Below are 25,194 nucleotides of genomic sequence, written 5' to 3'. Positions count from 1 at the left end.
TAATATCTTTAAATATGTAGGAGGAAACACATGATTACAATTAATGATATAGCTAAAATGGCAAATGTATCAAAAAGTACAGTATCTCGTTATTTAAACGGTAAAAATATTAAACCTTTAGCGAAAGAGAGAATTGAGCAAGCAATTAAAGAAACTGGTTATAAACCCAACTCTTTTGCCCAAAGTCTTAAAGCTCACCAAACAAATTTAATCGGTATTGTTGTTAGTAAATTAGATTCATATGCTGTTACGCAAAGTCTTCAAGGAATTGACAATGAATTGAAAAAGAGTGGATACCAAACACTTATTACAAATACTTATCAAGATATAAATAATGAAATTCAAGGACTATATACTTTTGAGAAGCAAAAAGTTGCAGGAATTATTATATTTGGTACTATTATAACTTCTTCACACATTAAAGCTTTTTCTCAAATTTCATGTCCTATTGTTATGATATCCCAAAAAAGTGAACATGTTCATTGCGTTTATCATGATGACTACGGAGCTGGAACACAAATAGGAAATTATATTGCTGCTTTAAATCATAAAAAAGTTTTATACTTTGGGGCAAACGAAGATGATGTAGCTATTGGAATCAAGAGAAAAAAAGGAGTTACTGATGCATTAACAAAAGCTGGTGTTTGTTTTGAATGTATTACAACCACATTAATGATTGAAGATGCTTGTGCAACAGCATTGAAAGTTCTTCCAACTACTAAAGCAACATATATCGTTTGTGCTACAGATCAAATTGCTGTTGGTGTTATGAAAGCAATTAGAATACTTAATAAAGATATACCGAAAGACTTTTCAATATCCGGATTTGGTGGCGATGAAATAGGTGACGCTATCCACCCTACATTAACAACTGTAAAATATCATTATATTGAAGCCGGACGTCAAACAGCAAAACAATTAAAAAAAATACTTAAGAATAGAGAAGTTGACAAAATGCTATGTTTAGAAAATGATTTGCTTATTCGAAATTCTACCAATTCATTATAAATCTATAATGAATTGATCAAATTAAAATAAAAACTAAATAATACTGTAGACATATTAAATTTAAACACTAAAACAATCACAATATCGATTAATGAAATTTTACATGCATAGAAGAAAACACGATATTTGATTAATACTGGATAGTTAAAAAGTCCTATAAGAAGTTAACTCTTTTAAGTAAATTTATGATGATTATATTCCTGCATTTATTGGCATTTAAATAATAACACAGTATAATCCACTATGGATTTTATTGCTTCAATTTCATTTTAACAAGTGGCTCTGTAAAAAATTTTGTGTAAACTGAATAAAAACGACTCTTTCTGGGCAATAATTGAGATAACAAATTATTACAAGAAGGAGTTTTTTTATATGGGAAACGTCTCGAAAGAATTATTAAGATAATATATCAAAGAACAGAATTTTAGCAGTGCTGATAATATGATATATTAGTAGGTTTAAAAGAAATGTTTAGGGATATATTGCAAGAATCATTGGAAGCTGAAATGGATGAGGCATTAGGTTATGGAAAATATAATACTATGGATAAAAATAATGATAATAGCCGAAATGGATATTCGAAAAAAACTGTAAAAACAGAACTTAGCCCTGTACAAATTAATATACCAAGAGATAGAAATGGTGATTTTGAACCTAAAATAGTACCAAATCATCAACGTTCCGTTAATGGAATAGAAGATAAAATTCTAGACCTTTGCAACAGGAATAACAACTAGAGATATTTCAGAGCAGATAAGAGAATTATATGGAGTTGATATAAGTGCAGAAACTGTGTCAAATATAACTAATAGAATTTAGAATGGCAAAACAGACCATTAGAAAAGACATATTCATCTATATTATGGATGCTATACACTATAAAGTAAGAGAAGATAAACAAATTATAGTTAAAGCTGCTTATGTGGTAATAGGAGTAAATATGGATGGTGAAAAAGAAGTTTTAGGAATATAGATAAGTGCTAATGAAAGTAGTAAGCTTTGATTATCTGTTTTAAATGACCTAAAAAATAGGGGTATTCAAAATGTGCTAATATTTTCTGTTGATGGCTTAAATGGCTTCAAAGAAGCTATGGTCGCTACATTTCCATTTGCGAAAATACAAAGATGCATAATACATCAAATAACATCTAGTATGAAGTATATTCCTTATAAAGACATGAAAGCCCTGACTTACGAACAGTTATTTGTATTAAGCATCTTGTTTTTCTGAATAATGCATACATTCCATCATGATTACAATGGAAATTAATGAAATAAGAACATTATAACTATAAACAAGCGAAAATGCAAACAAATATTTCCAGCCAAATAACCAAAGAGAGACTTATGCAGCATTAAAAAGCTCTAAAATGGCATCAAGAGGCTCTCCAAATTGAGTTTTTCATAAATGAAAGTATTTTTTTCAACCATTAATTTCCATTTCAATAGAATTAAATTTATGAGATACTGTTTCAAGTACGGAGTATGCTATTCCTGTAGAATAGAACTCCATCTCCTCAATTTTAATGATTTGATTCACAATTCGATTTATAATAATCTTATTATTCAGCAAATTAACTTCATTAATAGTTTTTTTGTATACATACTGAAGTAAGCTATCACTCTCTCTATTTGTACTTTTCTTATTTAAATTTGGATACGTATCTTCTTTTCCAAGTATTCTTTCCTCATTACATTCCGAATACAGCACTTTTTTCAATTCTTGATAACTTAGGACATTCAGCTTTTTACGCAAACGAATAACAGTAGATTTACTTGTAAAAGTTACCCTCCCTAATTACTCACTAGTCATTTTTTGAAATTCATTTGAATGATTTAATATAAATTCAGAAATAATTTTTTCACTCTCTGTAAAATTTCTACCTATTCTCAATTCCTCGATCATCATATCATGTACTCTTCTTTCTTTATTTTCTTATTTATTTCTATTATATATTCAATTATATTAACATTAATGTGTAAATTTATTAACTTTCCCTTGATATAAAAAAAGATAAACCTACTCCGTCTGAACTTGGCTCTCATCCATTGCTTAGGTACATTATTAAGTTATAGTAAATACCTTTTTTCAAACCAGGTTTGAACTCTACATCTTGCATCTTATCTATTACTAAACCATAAATTTATTCCTGATGAATTTTAAATCTATTTAAAAACTCTTCTTCACTTAAAAAAAGTATATTTTGCCCCCTGACTCTTAAATCCACAGCTTTTCTAAGTTTATTACTCATTTCATCTCTGCTTAAGTCATCTATATTTTGCATGTTAGTAACAAGAATTGTTGTCTTCTTAGTTACAGAACTTCCACAAGTTCCTCCAAGCCTTCTTACAAATCTCATGGCTTCATCTCTTGCCATGGATGCAAGTCCTCCTGTAAATACAACAACTTCATCTTTAAATGCATCATAATCAAGTTGTTCTCTTATGTCATTTTTAGCAGGCTGTCTATTAGAAAATCTGAATATTCTTCCTCTAGATGAAGATGGCTTATATCCTTCATTGTCAACGTTTCCTAATGTCACACCTAAAAGCTTACATATTTCATTAATATCTTTACATTCTAACTCATCAGATATATTAAGAAGTATATTACTGCAAGCAAGAGCATCATAAAGAGCATCATGGTGTATGAACTCATATCCCAAAAATTTATTTACTGTATTTAATTTTGCATTATCAATATTTCTATAAAAGTTCCTTGAAAGTTTCATTGTACATATGTAATTAAATTTAGGCATTTCTATTTCATAAAGCTCTAGTGTCTTTCTAAGTACAGATATATCAAATGAAGCATTATGCGCTATTACTAAATTATCATCAAAGTAATGCTTTATCTTATTCCAAACTTCATCAAATTCCAATTCATTTTCAACCATCTTAGGACGTATCCCATGAATACCGATATTAATTGGCATAAATCTCATTTCTTTAGGCTTTATTAAATGATGTACCTTTTCTACTACATTACCATTTTTAACTTCAACAATACCTATTGAACATGGACTATTTCTTTTTTCATTTGCTGTCTCAAAATCTATAGCTATAAAATTCATTTGTTTTCTCCCACAATAATTTTAATTAATTCTTGGTTATTTATTATTTCTTTTCAGCTACACTATAGTATCTAATCTTTAATTATATAAATAACTTCTTTATTATAAATGGTATAGTCTAAAATTCAAGCTATATCTTCTTAAATTATAATCAGTTTATAAAATTTATCATAAAATGCTGGTGCAAAATGATAATAATATCACTCTGCACCAGCACTTCTAAGTTTACATTATATTCTATTTTTTATTCATATGTTTATCCTTTATAATAATTAACCCCATCAATTTTCAATCTTTCTTCTGCTTTTTTCAATCTATTTTTATATTCATTCCAATTTCTATTACTTTTAGGTGTCCACCCTATTTCAGCATAACCTAATAATCTTGGATATATCATATAATCCATTGCCTGCACATTTGGAATAAATTCAGTCCAAAGTGGTGCTTCTATTCCTTGTATAAGATTTTTAGGTGCAAAATCTGTAAGATCAAAATCATATGCAGTTTTCACATCAATATATCCTGCCCAATCTGTTCCATAAGGAGTATCTTTATTATATTTCATATCTAAATATGTTTTCTTTGCAATAGAAATTATAATTTTCATCTGCTTTTTCACAGCTGCTTCATTTGAATCCTTCCAGTTTTGCAGTATTACACTAGAGTTTATTTCTGGAGAAGTATCAATAGGGTCCCATCCTATTGGTGTTTTATTATACTTTTCTGCAATTTTAGCAACTCTTCCTACAAAATAATCATAATCAGCTTTTGGAGTACTATCTGCTTCATCCCCGCCTATATGAAAATATCTTGATGGTGATATTGCAGCAGTTTCCTTAATAACATCTTCTATAAACTCATATGTTCTTTCATCATGGGTCATAAATGAACTAAATCCAACTTGAGTACCAGTATATAGTGGTTTTCTTTTGCCATCAGGATTTAAAAATCCATATGAAGCTAATGCTGCATTACAATGGCCTGGCATATCAAACTCTGGAATTATTTCTATATATCTTTCAGCTGCATATTTTACTATTTCCTTAAATTGTTCCTGAGTATAATATCCTCCTGGACCACCACCTACTTCTGTACTTCCACCTATTAGTGTTAAGTCCGGATATTTCTTAATTTCAAGGCGCCATCCTTGATCATCACTAAGATGTAAATGTAATCTATTTATTTTATATTGTGACGCAAAATCTATTTGGCGTTTTATATCATCTACAGTAAAAAATCTTCTTGCCACATCTATCATAAATCCTCTATGTTCATGCTCTGGCTTATCATTTATTATAGATGCAGGAACAATCCATTTTATATTTTTTACTACTGCTTTCTTTTCAATATCAGATGGAAGCAAAGCTATTAAACTTTGAATTGCTCTAAATATTCCTTCTGGCTTACATCCTATAATTTCTATCTTTTGTGGTGTTACTACAAGTTCATAACCTTCATTTCCCTGCTCTTCACTTGAATTTAATGTTGTTAGAAATATACTATTATCAGGTACATTATCGCCTTCAATTATTTTTAATTGAAATCCAGTAGGTATGCTTAGTTTGTCTCTCATATACTGAGCAATTTTAATTATTTCTTCAGTTTCCTTCTTTGTTCTTCCTTTTACATAAATTACAGTATCACTTGAAATTACAAACTCTCCCTTACCACTTTCATAACTTAAAGGCTTTGGAATAATATTATTTTTATTGTTAAAAAATGAAGCTGCATTTGCACTATTTTCATTATTTATCATAAGAGAAAAAGTTATTATTAACATTGCTATTGCTATACTTTTTATAAATACATAATATTTCTTTGTCATTAGTTCACCTCTATAAATTATAAATTCACCTAATATTTTGTTTCCCAATTATACTGTTTAATATTCTTTTTACTTTAATTTCTATAAAAAATAAATATAACTCCAGCTATAATCTCATAAGTTTAACTGGAAGTATAAAAAAAGCATACAAAAAAGGAAGGCTACTTTGCCTTCCATGTTTTATATCAAATAATTTTCCACTAGATTTAATATGTTATAATACACATACTAATATTTTTTTAGGAGGACACCATGGCAAAGACATTACTTTTAAACAGATATGAGTTATTAGAGAAAATCGGTGAAGGTGGTATGGGCATTGTTTATAAAGCACGTTGTACCATATTAGATAGACTTGTAGCCATAAAAATATTAAAAACAGAATTAAATAATTCCAAAGAGTTTATACACAGGTTTAAACTTGAAGCTAATTCAATTGCAAAGTTATCACATTCAAATATAGTTAATGTTTATGATGCAGGCTCAGAAAATGATATTAATTTTATAGTTATGGAATATATAAATGGAAAAACATTAAAACAAATAATAAAAGAAAATATTAAGCTTAGCTTTTCAGAATCTTTAGATATAGCTTTTCAAATATCTAAAGCCCTTGAGTGCGCCCATAAACATAATATAATTCATCGTGATATAAAACCAGATAATATTTTAATTACTAAAGATAATATAGTAAAGCTTACAGACTTTGGAATTGCTAAAATAACTGATTCAGTTACTCTGACTTATCCAAATAAGATTATAGGGTCTGTACATTATTTTTCTCCAGAGCAGGCTAAAGGCAAGCTGGTTGACTACAGGACTGATATATATTCTCTTGGAATTGTCATGTATGAAATGATTACTGGTAAAGTTCCTTTTAAGGCAGAGCTCCCTATTTCTGTAGCAATGATGCATATTCAAGAACCTGTTACTCCACCAATAGAAATATTTTCTAGTATACCTGAAAATCTAAATAAAGTGATTTTAAAAACTCTAGAAAAAGATCCTATTAATAGATTTCAAACTGCCAAAGAGCTTTCGCATATTTTAAATTTAATTAAGGAAAATTCAAAATACAAATTCTCATTTAAAAATAAATCATTTAATGATACAACTATTGTTATGGAAAATAAATCATTTAATGATTCGAATATTATGCTGGAATCTGATACATTATTATGTGATAGTAAGATTGATTCTACTGATATTACGACTAAAGCATGTGACCAAGAAACATTACTATTAAAGAATGATAAAAATAATAAAGCTCTAAATAGCAATTCTAAGAAAAATAAAAAGATAATCTTAATATCAACGATGCTTGTTTCTGCAATATTTATAGGTGCTTTATGTAGATATACTTTAAAAGAATCTTCTAAAAATGTAGATGTACCAAGTTTTGAAAATACAGACATACCTGATTCTGAAATTATAGTTAATGAAATATCTGAAGAGAATAATGATTCACTAGAAGAAAACAATATACCTGTACCTTCGCTTATCGGAAATACTCAAGATATTGCAGAAAAGATTATAATCAGTAATGGATTTTTACTTGGTAATATAACACAAGAATATAGTGATACTATTCCTAAAGGTATAATTATTAGTCAGTCACCTTTATCAAATACGTTATATGAGAAAAATACCAAAGTTAATTTGGTTATAAGCCTTGGTGAAAAAATTACTGAGCCAGTAGTAGAAGTAAACGAATATGAGAAAGTTACCGATGTTATAAATAATAGTAATACAGGAAACAATGGAAACGGCAATGGTAATAATAATAATGGCAATAGTAATAATAATGGTAATGGAAATTCCAACGGCAAAGGTAACGAAAAATCCAATAAAAAAGAAAAAGACAAATAGCATATTTTTAAGTTATATTACATTAATAATTCTAAAAAGAGCTTATAAAATTTATAATAATGTAGAAGTTTTAATGTAAATTAATATTTTTATATTATTTTATACATACTAAGTTATAGAAATAATTTACTAAAGGAAGGACAATATTCTATATGGAATTTAATTTAGACATCTATCTTACAATGGCTTTAGTTTCTATTGTATTTTATATCGGTAAATATATAAGAAATAAAATTTCATTACTTTCAAAGTACTGCATACCTCCATCTGTTGTTGGCGGCTTTGTATTTGCTCTGCTAATACTTATATTTTATATTACTGGCATAGCTTCAATAAATTTAGATACAACTTTGCAGAATATATTTATGACAGCATTTTTCACCAGTATAGGTTTTACAGCAAGCTTTAAGGTCTTAAAAGAAGGCGGCATAAAAGTAGTAACATTTCTTATTCTTGCAGTGCTCCTTGTTATCGCGCAGAATGTTGTTGGAGTAATTTTTGCATTTATTTTTAAACTGCCACCATTACTTGGACTTTGTACAGCATCAATCCCTATGATAGGCGGCCATGGAACTGCTGGTTCATTTGGACCTATGCTTGAAGAAATGGGCATTAATGGTGCTACTACAGTTTCTATTGCTTCTGCAACATTTGGTCTTATAATGGGTAGCATAATTGGTGGCTTAGTTGCTAGAAGCCTAATACATAATCATAAGATAAGAACTCCACATGATGAAGATTCAAAAGAGCCTGTAGAGGAATTTGGAGATTATAATGAAGAAAATCATAATATTCTTTCTTTTAAAAAGCTGATGAATGGTGCATGCTTCTTATTTATTGCAATGGGACTTGGATCTATTGTCTCTAAGTTAATTCAAGATTTAGGCTTGACGTTTCCTTCATATATAGGTGCAATGCTAGTTGCTGCTATTATAAGAAACATCTATGACTTTAGTGGAAAACAAATTGTAGAAAAGGAAATTGAAACCTTAGGAGGATTAAGCTTATCATTCTTCTTAACAATGGCTTTAATGGGCCTTAAGCTTTGGCAACTAGCTGATTTAGCTCTACCACTTCTAATCATGCTATTTGCTCAAGTTCTTTTAGTTGGATTGTTTGCTTATTTTATAACTTATAGGGTAATGGGCAAAAATTATGAATCTGCAGTATTTTCATCTGCAATATGTGGTTTTGGAATGGGTGCTACTCCAAATGCCATTGCTAATATGGATGAATTAACAAATAGATATGGATTTGTTCACACACCATACTTTGTAGTCCCAATTGTCGGCTGCCTTTTTATTGATTTTGTAAATTCAGCTATTATCACAATATTTATAAACTTTATTAGATAATATAAAAAGATGTCTTAAGACTTAGTTAATCAGTCTTAGGACATCTTTTCTAATTATATATTAAACATTGAATAACATATCTTCGTATGTTGGCATTGGCCAGAATTCTTTATCAACTAAAGTTTCAAGCTTGTCAGCATCTTCTCTTAAAGTACTCATTTGTTCAAATACTTCGTATCTGTACATCATACCTAAATCGAAGATATCACCATCAAAGCTATCAGCTTTTGCAACTACTTCTTCAAGAATTCCAATATTCTTCTTTAATGAAGCTGTTAAAGTTGATACTTCTTTTAATAAATCAGCTTGAGCTGATACGTCAACGCCTAATCCTGTAGCATTTATTGTGTTAATTGATCCTGCAAGACTTGTAGCAAATTTAATTACTGCAGGTAATATTTGACGTTTTGCCATTTCAAGTGTTGTTAAAGCTTCTATATTTATAATCTTATTGTAATTTTCAAGAGTAATTTCATAACGTGATTCTGCTTCCACTTTTGTTAAAACTCCATGCTTTTCAAGAACAGCTTGGTTCTTTTCTGAAATCATAGCTTTAGCAGCTTCAACAGTAGACTTGATATTTGGAAGTCCTCTTCTTGCAGCTTCTTCAACCCATTCATCAGAATATCCGTTACCATTAAAGATAACTTTCTTATGATTTTTAACTATATCTGTTAATATAGCTTGAATTTCACCATTTAAGTCACTAGCTTTTTCAAGTTTATCAGCTATTTCAGATAAAGTTTCAGCAACAATTGTATTTAATACAAAGTTACATCCAGAGATTGAAGCTGAAGATGGAACCATTCTAAATTCGAATTTGTTTCCTGTAAATGCAAATGGAGATGTTCTATTTCTGTCAGTTGCATCCTTTGGAAGTGCTGGCAATGTATTAACACCAATTGTTAATGCACTTGAACACTTACTGCTTGTAGCTGGTCCTTTTTCAATTTGTTCTAATATATCTTCTAATTGATCTCCTAAGAATATTGAAATTATAGCTGGTGGCGCTTCATTAGCTCCAAGTCTATGATCATTTCCTGCATTAGCAGCTGATACTCTTAATAAATCTGGATATTCATCAACAGCTTTTATTACTGCACAAAGGAATAAAAGGAATTGTTTATTTTCATGTGGAGATGTACCTGGTTCAAGAAGGTTCATTCCATCATCAGTACCCATTGACCAGTTGTTATGCTTACCTGATCCGTTTACTCCTGCAAATGGTTTTTCATGAAGTAAGCAGTATAATCCATGTTTTTCTGCTACTTTCTTCATAACTTCCATTGTAAGTTGGTTATTGTCAGTAGCTATATTTGTTGTATTAAATATTGGAGCTAACTCGTGTTGAGCTGGAGCAACTTCGTTATGCTTAGTTTTAGCTGTAATTCCAAGTTTCCAAAGTTCTTCATCAAGCTCTTTCATAAACTCAGAAACTCTTGGTTTAATTACTCCAAAATAATGGTCTTCAAGTTCTTGTCCTTTTGAAGGTTTTGCACCAAATAATGTTCTTCCAGTTAATATTATATCTTTACGAGCATCATACATTTTCTTATCAATTAAGAAATATTCTTGTTCTGGCCCTACAGTTGTAATAACTTTTTGAGTTGTAGTATTACCCAATGCTCTTAAAACACGTAATGCTTGTTTATTTAAAGCTTCCATTGAACGTAATAGTGGAGTTTTCTTATCTAATGCTTCTCCATTGTAAGAACAAAAAGCTGTTGGAATACATAATGAACCATCTTTTATAAACGCTGGTGAAGTACAATCCCAAGCAGTATATCCTCTTGCTTCAAATGTAGCTCTAAGTCCACCTGATGGGAATGAAGATGCATCTGGCTCACCTTTAATTAATTCTTTACCTGAGAATTCTAATATAACTTTTCCATCAGATGTTGGGTTAATAAAAGCATCATGCTTTTCAGCTGTAATTCCAGTCATTGGTTGGAACCAATGAGTAAAATGTGTTGCACCTTTTTCAACTGCCCAATCTCTCATTGCAGCTGCAACAACATCAGCCACTTCAGCCTCTAAACTTGTTCCTTGTTCAATTGTCTTTTTTAAAGCTTTATAAGTAGCCTTTGGAAGACGTTCCTTCATAACTGAATCATTAAATACATTTGATCCAAAAATTTCATTGATTTTGCTCATTAATAAAATCCCCTTTCAATTATATGCGTATATGCGATATTTATTTATATTTCTTATTTAATCAAATTTAGGCAAAGTTAAATTTTTTTCATAGAATTCAAATTAAAAAGGAGCCAAAGAAATATTCTTATATTTCTTTAGCTCCATTGCTAAAATTCGTATTCAATTAATAAATAATCTACAAAATAGATCATTTTTTTATAATTTCAAATAAAACTGCCATAGTTTTTACTTATTCAATAACCACATTATACTATGTAGGTAAGAATTGTTCAATATGCAAATTAAATTATTTTTTCATTTTTTTAGTTTTAAATCTGCAAAAGATAAAAAAATCCCAAAAACTCGGCACTTTAATAAAAAAATTTTTTTCTAGGAATTTTTTCATATTTTAAAATTATAAATGCGTTTAGCTTTCTATTATTTCAAATAATTCATCTAAAGCATGTATTTCATAAGTTGGAATTATTCCTGTGTTATTTACAGTTCCTTCTTTACAAAACCAACATGTATCTATTCCTGCAAGATTTCCACCTTTTATGTCTGAAGTAAGTGAATCCCCAATTATTAAAGTATTTGAAGGATTAAAATCATCAATATTATTCTTCACATAATCAAAAAATTCACTTGAGGGCTTATTGGCACCGATAGATTCTGATATAAATCGTTCTTCAAAGTATTTAACAAGTCCTGACCTATTCATTCTTGAGTCCTGAGTTTCCTTAATACCATTTGTTATAACATATAATCTATGATTTTTCTTTAATTCAGACAGTACCTCATGTACATTAGGCATCTCTTGTATACCTCTATTTAAATAAAATCTATATGTATTTTCGTATTCTATACCATCAACCTCTTTTCCATACATATTCATAAGCTTTGAAAATCTTGTGTACAAAACATCATCAATTGTTATTTCTCCTCTTTCAACTGCTTCCCACATTCTGTGATTCATTTTTTTGTAAGTTTCATATAGTTCTTCTGAATATTCTTCACCTTTATCTAAAATCATGCTCTTAAATGATTCTTTTTCATTTGCATCAAAATCAAGAAGTGTATTATCAACGTCAAATAATAATGTATCGTATTTCATGTATTTCTCCTATCTAATATTTGAATATCTTATATGCTATATTAATAATATCTTATATTTTTTCATTTTACTATCTTTGTATTTTCCAATTAATATTTTTAACTTACTTTATCTTTAAAATTAAAGAGCATTTTTATGAGTTACTACCTAAAATTTAAATTTTAAACATAAAAATCTCTCTTTCGAGTAACAGATTTTTATTTTTTAAATCAGTCTACTTTAAAGAGAGCATATCATTATGACTAGTACAATATTATGATTTACTATTAAATATATATTATTTCATATAATAAACATTATAATAGCCTTACTGCTAAATTAAAATTTATTCAACAAATACCTTAAAATCTTCGGTATACTTTGTTGGCTGAAATTCTACTACATCATAATTTGCAATACTATTTTTATTAAATGGATCTTCACTGATAATTTCGTTTACCTCTTCCATATTTTTTGCATTGCATAAAATGACTCCACCAGTTCTAGGATTTTTTCGCCCTGAACAGATAAATTTATTTATGGTATAGTATTTATTTAAGAATTTAATATGCTCTGCCAAATGCTTTTCAACCTCTTCCAGTGGTTTAACATAAGTTAGATTTACTATAAACATTGCCTTTTCCTCCAAATCTAAATTAAAATTTATTTATTTATTTATTGGTAAATTATGACACATGCGTAATACCTATGCTATTAAATTTTCAAAAAACACTTTATTATTTAGTGAGAAGACATACATACTATATAAGTATTCTGCAGTGTTTTAAACAAAAAAATATCGCAAATCTATTCTTAATTATGAATAGTGCAATATTCTAATTTACTATTAAATCTTTAAATACATTAACATCTACAATCAACTCTACAAATTGGAATTTATCCATTTCAACTTATCTTCAAACTTAACACAATAAAAATCAAAATCAATCGAAAAACTTCCCCTTATAAAAATTGTCATTTCCAAGTTTCTTTGCCATCACCCTGAACATAACGCAACCATCTGGACATACAATATCCTTGCTATATTTTCCATTGCCGCCGATGTTCTCTAAATCTCCGCCACTTCTGACAGCCTCCATGATTGGAAACATAATCATCATTACTTTGGAGCAAATACCCTGTCCTTCTGTATTTACAGGACAGCCATAGGTATAGATATACTTATCTCCAACCTCCTCGCCATTTCGGCAATACCACTCTGTATGATCACTGCGAAGAAATCCTATTACCTCAATCTCAAATTCGTATTCCTCATCATACCATTTTTTCATAATTACCCTCCAAATTATAATTTATCTTTTAATTAATTATAGCATATTTTGTAAATATTACACTGTTCAATTTTCAAAGAACCTCGCTTCTTATTTTTCCATATAAACTTTGATTTAATCAATCAACGATGCTTTCGCTTTTAGCAATTTAATTCAATAAAATCAGTACTACTATAACAGTACTGATTTTATTTCTGTTGTAGGATTTGGCATAATCACTCCTTATTTATTTTATAAAATCTTATCCATTAAATATATAACACGATTTTCCTCAAAGATGAATATGATGTATCTGAAAGGAGATGATTTAGAAAATGGTAATGGATAGAATTGATTATAATAATAATATGCGAAATTCACAAAGCGAATTCCAAAAATACTTACACTACAATGTTACTTTAATAATGTCAGATGGCGGTATATTTGATGGAATAATTGAAAATGTAGAACAAGATCGTATTGTGATGTTGGTTGGTGAGGACGTAATGGATCTAGATGATAATGAAGATACTTATGATGAAAACAGGCAGCATGGGAATGTTGGATTTAATCGTCGTCCACGAAGAAGATTTAGACGTTTTAGACGTAGATTTTTTCCATTCGCTAATGTAGTTGCATTGCAATTATTACCATACATTCCTCCACATCCTTATCTTTTTTATTAAAAAATATAGAGGTTGTCGCATTAACGGTGACTAAATCCGTTAGCGACAGCTACAGTGTTATTATAAATTTATGTACTTTGTCTTTCTATAGGTTTATACTACATTACGCTTACTTATTTTCATATAGGTTATGAAATAAAAGAAAATATATCTAATGCTAGCTTATATATATTAAATGACAACAATTACTATATATGGTCATGTTATAAGCGAAATAATATACTAGTTTATATATATATTAAATAGCAATTCCATGCTAATATGGGGTATACTATTATTTAGAATATTGATTCTAAAGGACGGTAAATGCAATGAACTATATAATATATGATTTAGAATTTAATCAGCCACTATCAAAAGATAATAATATTTCAGATCTTACTTTTGAAATAATTCAAATTGGAGCATTAAAATTAAATGAGAATTTAGAAGTAATTTCGACTTTTAATAGATTAGTTAAACCAACTGCTTATTTAGAAATTCATCCATACATAGAAAATTTAACACAAATCTCAACTGATATGGTTATGTCACATGCACAATTCCCACATATATATAATGAATTTATAGATTTTATTGGAAATGATGAATTTGTTATGTGTGTTTGGGGTGCTGGTGATATAAAAGAACTTATAAAAAATATAAATTTTCATAAATTAAAAACATTAGATAACTTTAAAAAATATATAGATGTACAAAAACTTATGTCTAAATATATAAAGACTCCAAAGGGGACAAAAATAGGTCTTGGATCAGCTGTTGAATTTTTTAATATTTCTGTTACCAAAGAATTTCATGATGCTTTTAATGATGCATACTATACTGCTGAAGTATTTAAAAAGCTTTATAATCCAGAAATCAAATTTAGTATTTATGAAAATAAACCATCCAAAAGAGTTGATCTTCCTAAACGTAAACTTGATACCTTAAGGCTTTTTGCTCAAATTGAAAAAATGTATGACAGGTCATTGTCTGATGAAGAGAAGTCATTAATAAAGCTTGCTTATAATATGGGTAGAACACATCAATTTTTAAGATAAAAAAATCGTTAATATTATAATTAAATAGCGAATAAAATATACTGTCAAAACAAAGTGCTAAAAGCTATATTAACATAACTTTTAGCACTTTGCTTTTTTAATTAAGCTTTTATTTTTCTTCTTCTTCATCTTCTGTTACTGTAACATTTCCTTCTACTTTAGCTATCACAAGATCTTCATCAACCCCTAATTCTATTCCTTCTGGAAGAGTCAAATCTTTAGCACATACCTTGTTACCATATTCCAAATTTGATGCATCAAATTCTATTTCTGCTGGAAGTTTATCTACTTCTCCATGTAATTCTATTTCATTTAAGAATGTTTCTAGTAATAATTGCTTAGACTCAAGCATTCCTTCACCAAGAAATGTTACTGGAATCTTTAATTTTATCTTTTCATCTTTTCTTACATTTTGAAAATCTATATGTATTACCTTTCCGAAATTATCTTTTTGTAATTCTTTAACAACACAATTTTCAACTTTTCCATTTAAATTTAGAGAAAACATAGAACTCTTAGGGTAAGTTAAAAGTTCATTTACATCACGTTTAGACATTTTTGCAGATGTAGATTTATGTATATCTTCACCATAAACTATGCATGGTATTTCTCCATTTCTTCTTACTTTTTTGCCTTTTTCATTTCTTTCACTAATATTAAATGCTATACTTTCCATTATAAAGCCTTCTTTCAATTTTTCATTTATTGAATTCATCTCTATTATAGTCCTCTAATTCTATTAATTCATTGTCCATTTTTTATAATATTCTACCATATAGCACCATATTATCTAATTGAAAGCATCTATCTCCTCTAAGTTTATTTTTATGGATAATTAGCTTAAATTCCTAGTTAATTCATACTAAGCAAGTACTTTATTGAAATTTATACCATTGTACATTTAGAACAATTTATTTTTAAAATATATCCATAAAGATATATTAACACCAAAGATCCCATTCAAAATTTCTTAAATTCTAGTATTCTAATATTCTTAAATTCTAAAATTCCTAAGTTCTAAAATTCTTAAGAATCTTAGAATTTTTCTTCTAAAATTCCGTATTTCCAATTCTTCATGCAAATAAACATAATATAGAAAATTTAATGGAGGTCACTTAAATGAGTAAAAATAAAAAAGCTATACCAAATGACTTTGAAGTTGAGGAAAATGAATATATATGTAATTTTGACGTAGATGAAAGTTCTCTCGGGGAATGTGTTTCTGTTTTTTCTTTTGACAATAATGATTCCCCTTCTAAAAACTCTACAGCGGATATTATTTTTGATACATCTAAAATAAGTTCAAGGATAAAACCTTTATCTAATGGTGCTACTCCTATTTTAAATGATGAAATACCAACAATTAAAAGGAGTTATACTTTAAGAGCTTCCACAATAAGAAAATTAAATGAGCTAAAAAGTCTTCACCCAGTTCTTAATATATGCGTAAGTACAATTGTAGATTCTGCTCTTGATCATTATTACACATATATAACAAAAGAAGGTGGAACTCAATAAAGGATGTGCAAATTAAATGCACATCCCTCATTATTCATCACATTATTAACTTTATATGAATACAAGCCTTATTATAGATACATCCTTCATTAATATGAACATAATGTATTTGCAGAAAGGTAAATGTCATATTTTTGTTATCTGCATTAAGCTAAAATATGAATAATCATCATTATAGTGAATAAAATTCCTGCTATCTTATGAAACTTAATGCCAATTCTTTTGTATCTAAATATACCTGATATAATCTGAACTGTTAAAATTAATAGAGCTAAGATTCCAGATATATAGCGTAAACTCACAAATATGCCCCTAGAAAGCATAATGTATGCGTGAAATAATATTATAGAAAATGATATTATTGATATTGGAACGTGCCATTCTCTTAATATTTTAGCTAACATTAAAATGTTTTTCTTAAAATTATTTAAGAATGTTAGTTTTGCTATTCTTCTAACAGCATACATACTAATTGCTACTGCAAATCCATAAGCTGCGACTTGTCCAATTAATCCAGCATATCTTCTTATTGATTTAAAATTCAATATATTTAATCCAAGATAATTTTCCAATATAAGAAATCCTATAAATAGAATCATTATTACAGAGACTATCAGTGAATAAAATACGCGCTTTCTTTCTTTTTCGTTGGTAATTAATTTATTATTATTCATATTAATATCTCCTAAAATTATTTCATTAATATTACTTTAACTTCCCAACTACAGGTAAATCTTTAAGAACATCCTTTCCATGAGGTGATTTATTTATTTCCTCTGATAAGTCCTTCCCTGCTGTTATACCATTTTTATGTTCTCCATTTTTCCATGCACCTACATCCGTTACATCATAAACTACTCCATCTACTGCAACATAAGCCTTGTTTCCATTTTGACCATCATATTCTTTAAGTTCATCTAATGTAAATTCTTTATTTGAAACCGCTTCAACACTTGCATTACTATTTGATGCTGAATCACTTGCACCTGTTCCAGTATTTGAGCAGCCTACTGCTAGTAATCCTAAAAGTAATAATCCTGAAATTAAAATTTTCTTCATTAATATAGCTTCTCTCCTTATTTTATAAAATTATTAGTTGATATCTATTATCATTTAATAATTTTATTATACATAATATATATGTCAATCATATGTCATCTTTATTATCATTTATTTACATTAACTTTTAAAATAGAAAATCCTAATTACAACCCCAATAAAAATTATTATAAATAAAATACCACATATTCAATTTGAATACTGTGGTATAAATAATTTTAAAATATATTTATTTGTATACGTTAGACTATGAGTTTATCTCAGTTTTTCCTCACTAAACTTAGTATAGCCCTTATTTATATTATATGACATCCAATTTCTTCAAACTGTCTTAGCCTTTTTTCATAAATATGATAAAAGACATCCAAGTCACCAATATAGTCTTCTTTCCAAGGCTTATTTCTTCCATAATAGTGAATTATACAGGCATTATTCACTATCCACTTCATATCTATCTTTTCACCATTTATTGATAGATATTTAGTTTTAATAAAATCTCTTTCACCAAAATTATATTTTTTTTCACTAACACAAATTATTTTATCTCCATATAAACCATTAATAACATCTTGATCTGGAAGATATAATCTTATACTGTTTTTCTTAATATATTCTGTAACTTCTTCTTCATTTTGTTCTCTTCTTAAAGCTTTTAAATTCATAAGAAGTACACCTGAATTAATATATTCACATTCAGGAGGCATATTAAGTCGTACTTCATTTAACTTAGTGATAGGCTTTCCAATATGTGTAGCCCCTGCATAATACATATCTTTTAAATCCATATTATAAAATTCATTTAACGAGTTTATAATAACTAAATCTGGATCTAAGTAAAGTATCCTGTCTAAATTATCTGGAAGCAATTTAGCTGCAAATATTCTAAAATACATTTCTCTTGGATATCTATCTGTTATAGGTACATTAGTGAACATACTGTCAGGAACTTTTATATCAAAAATTTTAGTTCTATTTATATCTGCACATCTCTTTATATTCTCTATATCACCACTAGTCAGCTTTGAGTTTAACACATATACGTAAAACTCTTCATTATGATTTTCAATTTGTAATGAAGTAAGCATAACCTTTACTTGCTTTATATAATTTGAATCTAATGATACTAATATATTCATGAAAACTCTCCTTACATATACCTATCTATTTTATATTGTTATCACTAAAATTTTTTACTATTAATATGATTATACCTATTTAAGTTGAGCATTTACAACAACTTCTATTCTCATATATAAATAATTAATTAAAATTTTTATTAATTTTCCGTAATCTCTCATACTCATGCATATATTCAATATGTACTACAAATAAAAGGAGGTGAGTTTATGGCAATAAGTACAATAATTGATTCTACTTCTTTAACTATTGAAGTTCAAAATGGAGTAGATAAGGCTGGCGATGCAATTTATTCTAAAAAGAATTTTGCAAACATCAGAAATGATGCTTCTCCTGATTCTCTTTATGAAGTTGCAGAAGCTATAAAAGATGTTATGGATGCTAGTACTAGAGATACATTTGTAAATGTTACTTCTAACTTAGTAAATGCATAACTCTTAATCAAAAATTTTATGAAAGGAGGCTACGATTATGGAGTATATTTTAACAATGATTTTCACTACAGAAGGTGGTAAAAGCACTACTTTAAGTATAAATAAAATAAAGCAAGATATAACTCAATCTGAAGTATTAACTCTTATGGATTTAATAATCTCTAAGAACATTTTCATTACTGATTCTGGTGCACTAGTTGGTAAAGGTAGTGCCAAGCTTACTAAAAGAGAAATCACAAAATACCAAGTTGCTTAATTTTATTATTTCTAAATTAAAAAGAAGTCTGCAAAACATGCAGACTTCTTTTTTAAAACCCTAAGTGACTTTTACACATGGCTTTTAGATTTCCTTCAAAAAATTTCTTACTGAATAATACAAAATTCTATGAATGTGGTATCCAGTATTTTCATTAGATGTAAATACTGTATTTTGAATATATTTATCTTGAAGTGATGAAAGCTTGCCCATAAATGCCTTAGGATTAAGCGAGCTTCTATATATTCCATTTCTTATGTTTTCTAGTCCATCAGGATCTTCAATTATCATAGACATCTTAATACCATTGACCTTTCCTCTCATAAGCTGCCTTTCTAATTTCATTTCTTCTCTATAGTCCCTTTTTTCAATTAAATTTTCTGCTATTTCATCAATTGAAGTTTTTCTTATAACTCCAACCTTAAAAGCCAAATCTCTATATATGCCAATTTCAGGTCTTACTGTAATTATTGCAGTATAATCCCCCACATCGAGTTTTTGCCTTTTGTAAGAAATGTTTTCTTTATCAAAGTACTCTAAAATATGACCATTTACAGTTTCTCTAGTATCAAAAAGAATTTTCAAGTTTTCTTTTAATAATCTTGTTATTTCTGTATTCGTAAGTTTATACATTATCACTCATCTCCTAAAACTAAGATTTTATATTTACTTCTTTTTATATATGCTTTCATATGATACACATTTCATATCATCCTCAAGATAATCACGTCTTTTTCCTTCTGTATCTTCATAATACTCAAAATCTTCTAATCTAATACTTTCTTTAGTACATTTACCTTTGGAATTAGATACACATGTACACGCACTGCAATAAACAATCATATTCCTCCCCCTTATTACCATAAATAAGTTTAATTGCATCTTTTTTGCTTACATATATTTTTTACGTCTTCTGTTTGTAAAATTCAATTTCATATTCACGTCATATAACGTCAGGCATACAAACTATCCATCTATTATGATATATTATCTATTCTTTACTTTTATTCTCTTCAATTTATTGACATATTGACGTAAAAAACATAATATTATACTAAAGGAAGGAACTTTAGATAAGGAGCATGGTTATGAGTAAAAAATTAGGTTTAAAGATAAAACAATTAAGAAGTGAATATGGTTTTAAAACTGGAAATAAAATTACTCAAAAAGATCTTGCAGATAAGCTAAGTATATCTAGATCATATTTAGGAGACATAGAAAGCGGAAGAACTCCTGCTAGCGATGAAATTATACATAAATTAGCTAAGATATTTGAAATTGATGAATCTGAACTTTTAAACTTAAAATATTCTGATGCTGATGATAATATTAGTGAAGGAAATAATTTTATGGATGATGACTTAGTTATTATAGAGCGTGCTAGAAAGAAAATGAGTGAAAAAGACAAAGAAAAAATGATGAATATGTTAAAGGCAGCCTTTGATGAATACTTTGATGATTAGATATAAGTTCATACACCAGATTGTTAATGATATTTATATTAATGCAAACATCACTCAATTTCCTGTTGATATACTTTCTATAATTGACTCTTTTAAAAATATTAAGATTGTTTCATATAGTACTTATGCCAAAGATCTTAATCTAACAAAAGAAGAATTCCTAGAGTGTTTTACTTCTGATGATGGATTCAGCGTTTTTTCTAAATCTAAAAATAAATATATTATATTCTTTAATGATTTTATTGATAATTCAAAGCAAAGAATGCGATGGACAGCCACTCACGAGTTAGGGCATATATTATGCAGACACCATTCACTAAATATGGACAACTTTACTAATGATGAAATATATGCTTTTAAAGAACGTGAAGCAAATCATTTTGCAAGTATGCTTCTTGCTCATTCAACTATTTTAAATGAACTTAATTTAATATCATCAAGAGACATAGAATTCTACTGTGATTTATCTAGTTCTGCTGCAAAATTTAGATTTGATAACTATAAAAAATCCTCTATCTATTCAACAAGCTCTGATAGATGTATTTTAAGAAACTTCAAATCATTCATTGATTCTAAAAATCAAGATTATGAAGAGCATATGGCTTTTTTACGTGCTTTTCAGCTATATTGATGTAAAATTTATTCATTGCTTTAAAATAATGTAGATTTTTCGTGTTAAAAACATGCTTTATATGTATTTTCTATAACTATTTGATTTAATAATAAACTGTACTATCCATTAATATTAGTTGAAAAATTAAAGCAAAGTAAACTGCACTCTGTCTATTTGACCAGAGTGCAGTTCATAAATCAATTTGCAATTTATACTAATCTACAAATTGAAACTTATTGATTAGATATAACATACTGGATTAATTCTCTTGGAGAAGGATTTATAAAATATTCGGAATCTATAAATATGATAGTTTTCTTTACTTTTTATAAAAACTGTGGCTATCTAAAGTACTAATTTTTACAGCACTTCTATTGAATTAGAGATTTCCTTTTAATATAATTATAATAAATAATATTTTAGTATAACCGTAAAGGAGAGAGCCTATTGGATATAGATTATATAAAAGAATTTGTTGTAACAGCTGAAACAATGAACTTTTTAGAAGCCTCTGAATCTCTTTTTATCTCGCAGTCTTCTCTTTCAAAACACATAAAAACCTTAGAAAAAGAATTAGGGGTTCCTCTTTTTGAAAGAACCACTCGTAAAGTCTCATTAAGTGATTATGGCGTTACATTCTTAGAATATGCAAAGCAAATTGCAAATCTTCAATATCAATATACAACTGCACTAATAAATAAAACTGAAAATATAAAACATACTCTAACCATCGGATCAATTCCAATAATGACTCCATACAAAATTACAGATGCACTTATTAAATTTAAACTTGAAAATAAAAATTTTTCTATTAACCTCATTGAAAACGAATCTTCTAATCTTAAGGAATTACTTAGAGAAAATAAATGCGAGCTTGCATTTATAAGAGAAGAAAACGATGATGATAATGAGTTTGCCAAAATTCCATATACTTCAGATAAATTATGCGCTATACTTCCATCATATCACCCATTAGCACATGAATCTGAAATAAAGCTTGATCAATTAAAAGATGAGGATTTTCTTTTACTTCAACCTCAATCTATTTTATATAATTTAAGTATAAATGCATGTAAACGTGCTGGTTTCACCCCTAAAATTACTTTTACTGCTAAAAATGCGGAAAATATTATAGATTTAATTGGTAAAGGAATGGGAGTTTCCATTTTAACAAAAAAGCCTATCCAATACATGGCTAATTCAAGGGTATCAATTGTAGATATAACTCCAAAAATTTCAACTCCAATAAAAATATATTATAAAAAAGAAAAATCGCTTTCTTTAGCTGCAAAACATTTTATTAACTGTATTCAGCTTCCTGATTAAATAAAAAATAAGATAGATCTTTTACAACATTTAAAGATCTATCTTATTTATTTGAGAAAAACTAAACTTTATTTATAACTAATCTTTTCAATTATGGTTATTACTTAGGCTTCTTTTTTATCACCTATTATAAATGCAGCAACAAAAGCAAGTACAAATGAAGCAACACCGCTTATAATTAATCCTATAAATCCTGCATCAATTCCATTTGGATTTATAAAACAAGGTAAACCTAAAATTCCCGATGCACCAAATGCATATAATTTTGAACCTGCGAATCCTGAAATTGCTCCACCAATACCTGAAGCTACTAATGTTGATATAAATATCTTCTTTCTTGGAATAAGTACACCATATAATGCTGGTTCATTGATTCCGAATATTGTAGATAAGAAAGCAGGTATTGCAATATTTCTTTCCTTACTGCTCTTTGTCCTTATTATTACTGCTAATACTGAACCCATAGAAGCAAGTGCTCCAGAGAAAATAAGAGGATTTATTACATCATATCCATAAGTTGCAACGTCTATTGCAAAGAATGGGATAACACCCCAGTGTAATCCAAACATAACCAAAATGGTCCAAAATGCTCCTAAGAATAATCCTGCTATTCCAGCATTTAATGCGATTAATCCAGTAACTGCTGCACCAAGCATATTCTGTAATAATCCTGCAACCGGTCCGATTACTAATAATCCTAAAGGTGCTGCAATTAATAATGTTAAAAACGGTACAAAGAAAGATCTGATCATACTAGGTAATACTTTATCTAATAGTTTCTGAATATGAGATGCTACGTAAACTATTAATATAACCGGAATAACTGTAGATGCATAGCTTTGAAGAATTACAGGTATCCCTAAAAAAGTAGTGTATACATGTGATTCAAACATGGTACCGCTGAATAAAGAATATAATTCTTTTCCTGACATTAATGAAACAACTGTAGGATATACTAAAACACCGCCAAGAGTCATACCGATAACTTCTTTAACCTTAAATCTTTTTGCTGCTGTGTATCCAAGTATTATTGGAAGGAAATAAAATAAACTGTCACCAACTACACTTAATAATATATATGTTCCATCTTCTTTATTTAAAACATTAGTTATTGTAAGCAATGCTAATACACCTTTTATCATACCAGCTGCAGTCATTGCACCAAGAACTGGCTGAAAAATTTCGCTTATAAGTTTTAAAAAAGCTGAGATAACTCCTTTTTTATCCCCTATTGATTCTTTTTTAGTATCTGATTCTGAAGTAAAATTTCCTATCTTTATAAGATCATTATAAACGTCTTCAACATGTGTACCAATGACAACTTGATACTGTCCATTTGCCTTGATTACATCCATTACCCCATCCATATTTTTAAGAACATTTGTATTAGCTTGTCCTTCATCCTTTAGTGAAAATCTTAGACGAGTAATGCAATGTATCACAGATATAACGTTTTCTTTCCCCCCAACATTTTTTATTATGTCTTTGCATAACTTCTCATATCTCATATTATTTCTCTCATTTCTTTTATTATCTTCTACCTGCCTTTTAACTTTACATACAGCAATCTGACTTTCACCCTTTTTAACTAAAGAATTAATATTAAAAAAATCTAAATCAAATTCTTCTCCATTTGTTATAACCATAGGCGTAATAAGATCTATGTTCTTATCACTCATAAATTTTCTGTCTATTTTTAATATAGGTGTCCCAATTTCTACTTTCTCATCCTGTTGTACCAGGGCTTCAAACCCATCACCTTTAAGACTTACTGTTTCAACACCAACATGGATAAGAAGCTCCACACCATTTTCACTTTTTATACCTATTGCATGTTTTGTTTCTGCGATAACAGCAATAGTTCCATTGCAAGGAGAGTAAATTACATCTCCATCATATCGGAATGCAACTCCTTCTCCCATTATTTTTTCTGCAAACATCTTATCTGGTACTTCTTTTATATCGACACACTTTCCACTTACAGGTGCCATAATCATTTCAGATTTTACAGACATAGTTTTTCTCCCCCTC

At 28.4% G+C, this 25,194-nt stretch carries 25 protein-coding genes and 1 pseudogene; 12 read left to right on the top strand and 14 right to left on the bottom strand.

Translation table 11 applies throughout. The annotated features are described in order from the left end of the window. Positions 1-12: 12 nt before the first annotated feature. Entirely contained in the window at positions 13-1,008 is a 996-nt protein-coding gene (locus tag BN2920_RS07590) for a LacI family DNA-binding transcriptional regulator (RefSeq protein WP_326998572.1), read from the top strand. Between the two features lie 408 nt (positions 1,009-1,416). Further along, a pseudogene (locus BN2920_RS22585) lies at positions 1,417-2,194 on the top strand (IS256 family transposase); the annotation flags it as partial. Between the two features lie 237 nt (positions 2,195-2,431). Here the strand turns inward: BN2920_RS22585 and BN2920_RS22015 are convergent. The 3 genes from BN2920_RS22015 to BN2920_RS07565 form a co-directional block, all read right to left on the bottom strand. Further along, entirely contained in the window at positions 2,432-2,728 is a 297-nt protein-coding gene (locus BN2920_RS22015; RefSeq protein ID WP_230142281.1) for a hypothetical protein, read from the bottom strand. 424 nt (positions 2,729-3,152) lie between these two features. Further along, positions 3,153-4,082, bottom strand: coding sequence for an exonuclease domain-containing protein (locus BN2920_RS07570; RefSeq protein WP_058294423.1), 930 nt, complete (start codon positions 4,080-4,082; stop codon positions 3,153-3,155). 256 nt (positions 4,083-4,338) lie between these two features. Further along, complete coding sequence (locus BN2920_RS07565; protein WP_058294422.1) at positions 4,339-5,907, bottom strand: family 20 glycosylhydrolase; 1,569 nt, start codon at positions 5,905-5,907, stop codon at positions 4,339-4,341. A 252-nt stretch (positions 5,908-6,159) separates the two neighbouring features. Between BN2920_RS07565 and pknB the strand changes: the two genes are divergently transcribed. Next, positions 6,160-7,776: a Stk1 family PASTA domain-containing Ser/Thr kinase gene (gene pknB, locus BN2920_RS07560; RefSeq protein ID WP_058294421.1), complete on the top strand. Its 1,617-nt coding sequence runs from the start codon at positions 6,160-6,162 to the stop codon at positions 7,774-7,776. A gap of 152 nt (positions 7,777-7,928) precedes the next feature. Continuing rightward, positions 7,929-9,131 carry a sodium/glutamate symporter gene (gene gltS / locus BN2920_RS07555; RefSeq protein ID WP_058294420.1) on the top strand — a complete coding sequence of 401 codons (1,203 nt, stop codon included), beginning with the start codon at positions 7,929-7,931 and terminating at the stop codon, positions 9,129-9,131. 60 nt (positions 9,132-9,191) lie between these two features. On the opposite strand, the gene BN2920_RS07550 is transcribed toward gltS, so the two are convergent. From BN2920_RS07550 to BN2920_RS07535, 4 genes are all read right to left on the bottom strand, one after another. Then, positions 9,192-11,285, bottom strand: a complete 2,094-nt coding sequence (locus BN2920_RS07550) for a glutamine synthetase III family protein (RefSeq protein ID WP_058294419.1) — start codon at positions 11,283-11,285, stop codon at positions 9,192-9,194. Between the two features lie 409 nt (positions 11,286-11,694). After that, the gene (locus tag BN2920_RS07545) at positions 11,695-12,381 is read right to left on the bottom strand and encodes a YjjG family noncanonical pyrimidine nucleotidase (RefSeq protein WP_058294418.1); all 687 of its coding nucleotides are present in this window, start codon (positions 12,379-12,381) and stop codon (positions 11,695-11,697) included. 325 nt (positions 12,382-12,706) lie between these two features. Next, a complete protein-coding gene (locus BN2920_RS07540) occupies positions 12,707-12,994 on the bottom strand; it encodes a YciI family protein (RefSeq protein ID WP_058294417.1) in 288 nt (95 codons plus the stop codon). 310 nt (positions 12,995-13,304) lie between these two features. Further along, the gene (locus BN2920_RS07535) at positions 13,305-13,652 is read right to left on the bottom strand and encodes a TIGR04076 family protein (protein ID WP_058294416.1); all 348 of its coding nucleotides are present in this window, start codon (positions 13,650-13,652) and stop codon (positions 13,305-13,307) included. Between the two features lie 314 nt (positions 13,653-13,966). Here BN2920_RS07535 and BN2920_RS07530 point away from each other — a divergent pair, with 314 nt between their 5' ends. Continuing rightward, entirely contained in the window at positions 13,967-14,317 is a 351-nt protein-coding gene (locus BN2920_RS07530) for a hypothetical protein (protein ID WP_058294415.1), read from the top strand. A 311-nt stretch (positions 14,318-14,628) separates the two neighbouring features. After that, on the top strand, positions 14,629-15,357 hold the full coding sequence (locus tag BN2920_RS07525; protein ID WP_058294414.1) for a 3'-5' exonuclease: 729 nt from the start codon (positions 14,629-14,631) through the stop codon (positions 15,355-15,357). Positions 15,358-15,466: 109 nt separating this feature from the next. Here BN2920_RS07525 and BN2920_RS07520 read toward each other — a convergent pair whose 3' ends face one another. Beyond that, positions 15,467-16,072, bottom strand: a complete 606-nt coding sequence (locus BN2920_RS07520) for a 50S ribosomal protein L25 (RefSeq protein ID WP_058294413.1) — start codon at positions 16,070-16,072, stop codon at positions 15,467-15,469. A 404-nt stretch (positions 16,073-16,476) separates the two neighbouring features. Here BN2920_RS07520 and BN2920_RS07515 point away from each other — a divergent pair, with 404 nt between their 5' ends. Then, positions 16,477-16,875, top strand: a complete 399-nt coding sequence (locus tag BN2920_RS07515) for a hypothetical protein (RefSeq protein WP_058294412.1) — start codon at positions 16,477-16,479, stop codon at positions 16,873-16,875. Between the two features lie 146 nt (positions 16,876-17,021). Here the strand turns inward: BN2920_RS07515 and BN2920_RS07510 are convergent, their stop codons facing one another. The 3 genes from BN2920_RS07510 to BN2920_RS07500 all read right to left on the bottom strand — a co-directional run bounded on the left by BN2920_RS07510 (position 17,022) and on the right by BN2920_RS07500 (position 19,070). Next, positions 17,022-17,549, bottom strand: coding sequence for a hypothetical protein (locus tag BN2920_RS07510; RefSeq protein ID WP_058294411.1), 528 nt, complete (start codon positions 17,547-17,549; stop codon positions 17,022-17,024). 31 nt (positions 17,550-17,580) lie between these two features. After that, positions 17,581-17,934, bottom strand: a complete 354-nt coding sequence (locus BN2920_RS20935; RefSeq protein ID WP_083498747.1) for a cytochrome b5 domain-containing protein — start codon at positions 17,932-17,934, stop codon at positions 17,581-17,583. Positions 17,935-18,230: 296 nt separating this feature from the next. Further along, entirely contained in the window at positions 18,231-19,070 is an 840-nt protein-coding gene (locus BN2920_RS07500; RefSeq protein ID WP_058294410.1) for a glycosyltransferase family 8 protein, read from the bottom strand. 210 nt (positions 19,071-19,280) lie between these two features. Here BN2920_RS07500 and BN2920_RS07495 point away from each other — a divergent pair, with 210 nt between their 5' ends. Continuing rightward, on the top strand, positions 19,281-19,505 hold the full coding sequence (locus BN2920_RS07495) for a DUF1659 domain-containing protein (RefSeq protein ID WP_058294409.1): 225 nt from the start codon (positions 19,281-19,283) through the stop codon (positions 19,503-19,505). Between the two features lie 37 nt (positions 19,506-19,542). Further along, positions 19,543-19,761, top strand: coding sequence for a DUF2922 domain-containing protein (locus BN2920_RS07490; protein WP_058294408.1), 219 nt, complete (start codon positions 19,543-19,545; stop codon positions 19,759-19,761). Positions 19,762-19,845: 84 nt separating this feature from the next. Here BN2920_RS07490 and BN2920_RS07485 read toward each other — a convergent pair whose 3' ends face one another. After that, positions 19,846-20,394, bottom strand: coding sequence for an ERCC4 domain-containing protein (locus BN2920_RS07485; protein ID WP_058294407.1), 549 nt, complete (start codon positions 20,392-20,394; stop codon positions 19,846-19,848). Between the two features lie 33 nt (positions 20,395-20,427). Next, on the bottom strand, positions 20,428-20,604 hold the full coding sequence (locus BN2920_RS21285) for a hypothetical protein (RefSeq protein ID WP_157065766.1): 177 nt from the start codon (positions 20,602-20,604) through the stop codon (positions 20,428-20,430). A 245-nt stretch (positions 20,605-20,849) separates the two neighbouring features. On the opposite strand from BN2920_RS21285, the gene BN2920_RS20930 reads away from it, so the two are divergent. The 3 genes from BN2920_RS20930 to BN2920_RS07470 all read left to right on the top strand — a co-directional run bounded on the left by BN2920_RS20930 (position 20,850) and on the right by BN2920_RS07470 (position 23,163). Further along, a complete protein-coding gene (locus BN2920_RS20930) occupies positions 20,850-21,224 on the top strand; it encodes a helix-turn-helix transcriptional regulator (RefSeq protein ID WP_083498746.1) in 375 nt (124 codons plus the stop codon). Then, complete coding sequence (locus BN2920_RS07475) at positions 21,205-21,855, top strand: ImmA/IrrE family metallo-endopeptidase (protein WP_058294406.1); 651 nt, start codon at positions 21,205-21,207, stop codon at positions 21,853-21,855. Before BN2920_RS20930 ends, BN2920_RS07475 begins: the two co-directional genes overlap by 20 nt. 429 nt (positions 21,856-22,284) lie before the next feature. Then, the gene (locus BN2920_RS07470) at positions 22,285-23,163 is read left to right on the top strand and encodes a LysR family transcriptional regulator (protein WP_058294405.1); all 879 of its coding nucleotides are present in this window, start codon (positions 22,285-22,287) and stop codon (positions 23,161-23,163) included. A 104-nt stretch (positions 23,164-23,267) separates the two neighbouring features. On the opposite strand, the gene BN2920_RS07465 is transcribed toward BN2920_RS07470, so the two are convergent. Beyond that, complete coding sequence (locus tag BN2920_RS07465; RefSeq protein WP_083498745.1) at positions 23,268-25,178, bottom strand: PTS sugar transporter subunit IIABC; 1,911 nt, start codon at positions 25,176-25,178, stop codon at positions 23,268-23,270. Between the last annotated feature and the right edge of the window lie 16 nt (positions 25,179-25,194).

Origin of the sequence: Clostridium neonatale, from assembly GCF_001458595.1 — a bacterium.
GTDB lineage: Bacteria > Bacillota > Clostridia > Clostridiales > Clostridiaceae > Clostridium > Clostridium neonatale.
Note: the sequence above shows the minus strand (reverse complement) of the source record. Positions and strands in the feature narration are given on the sequence as shown.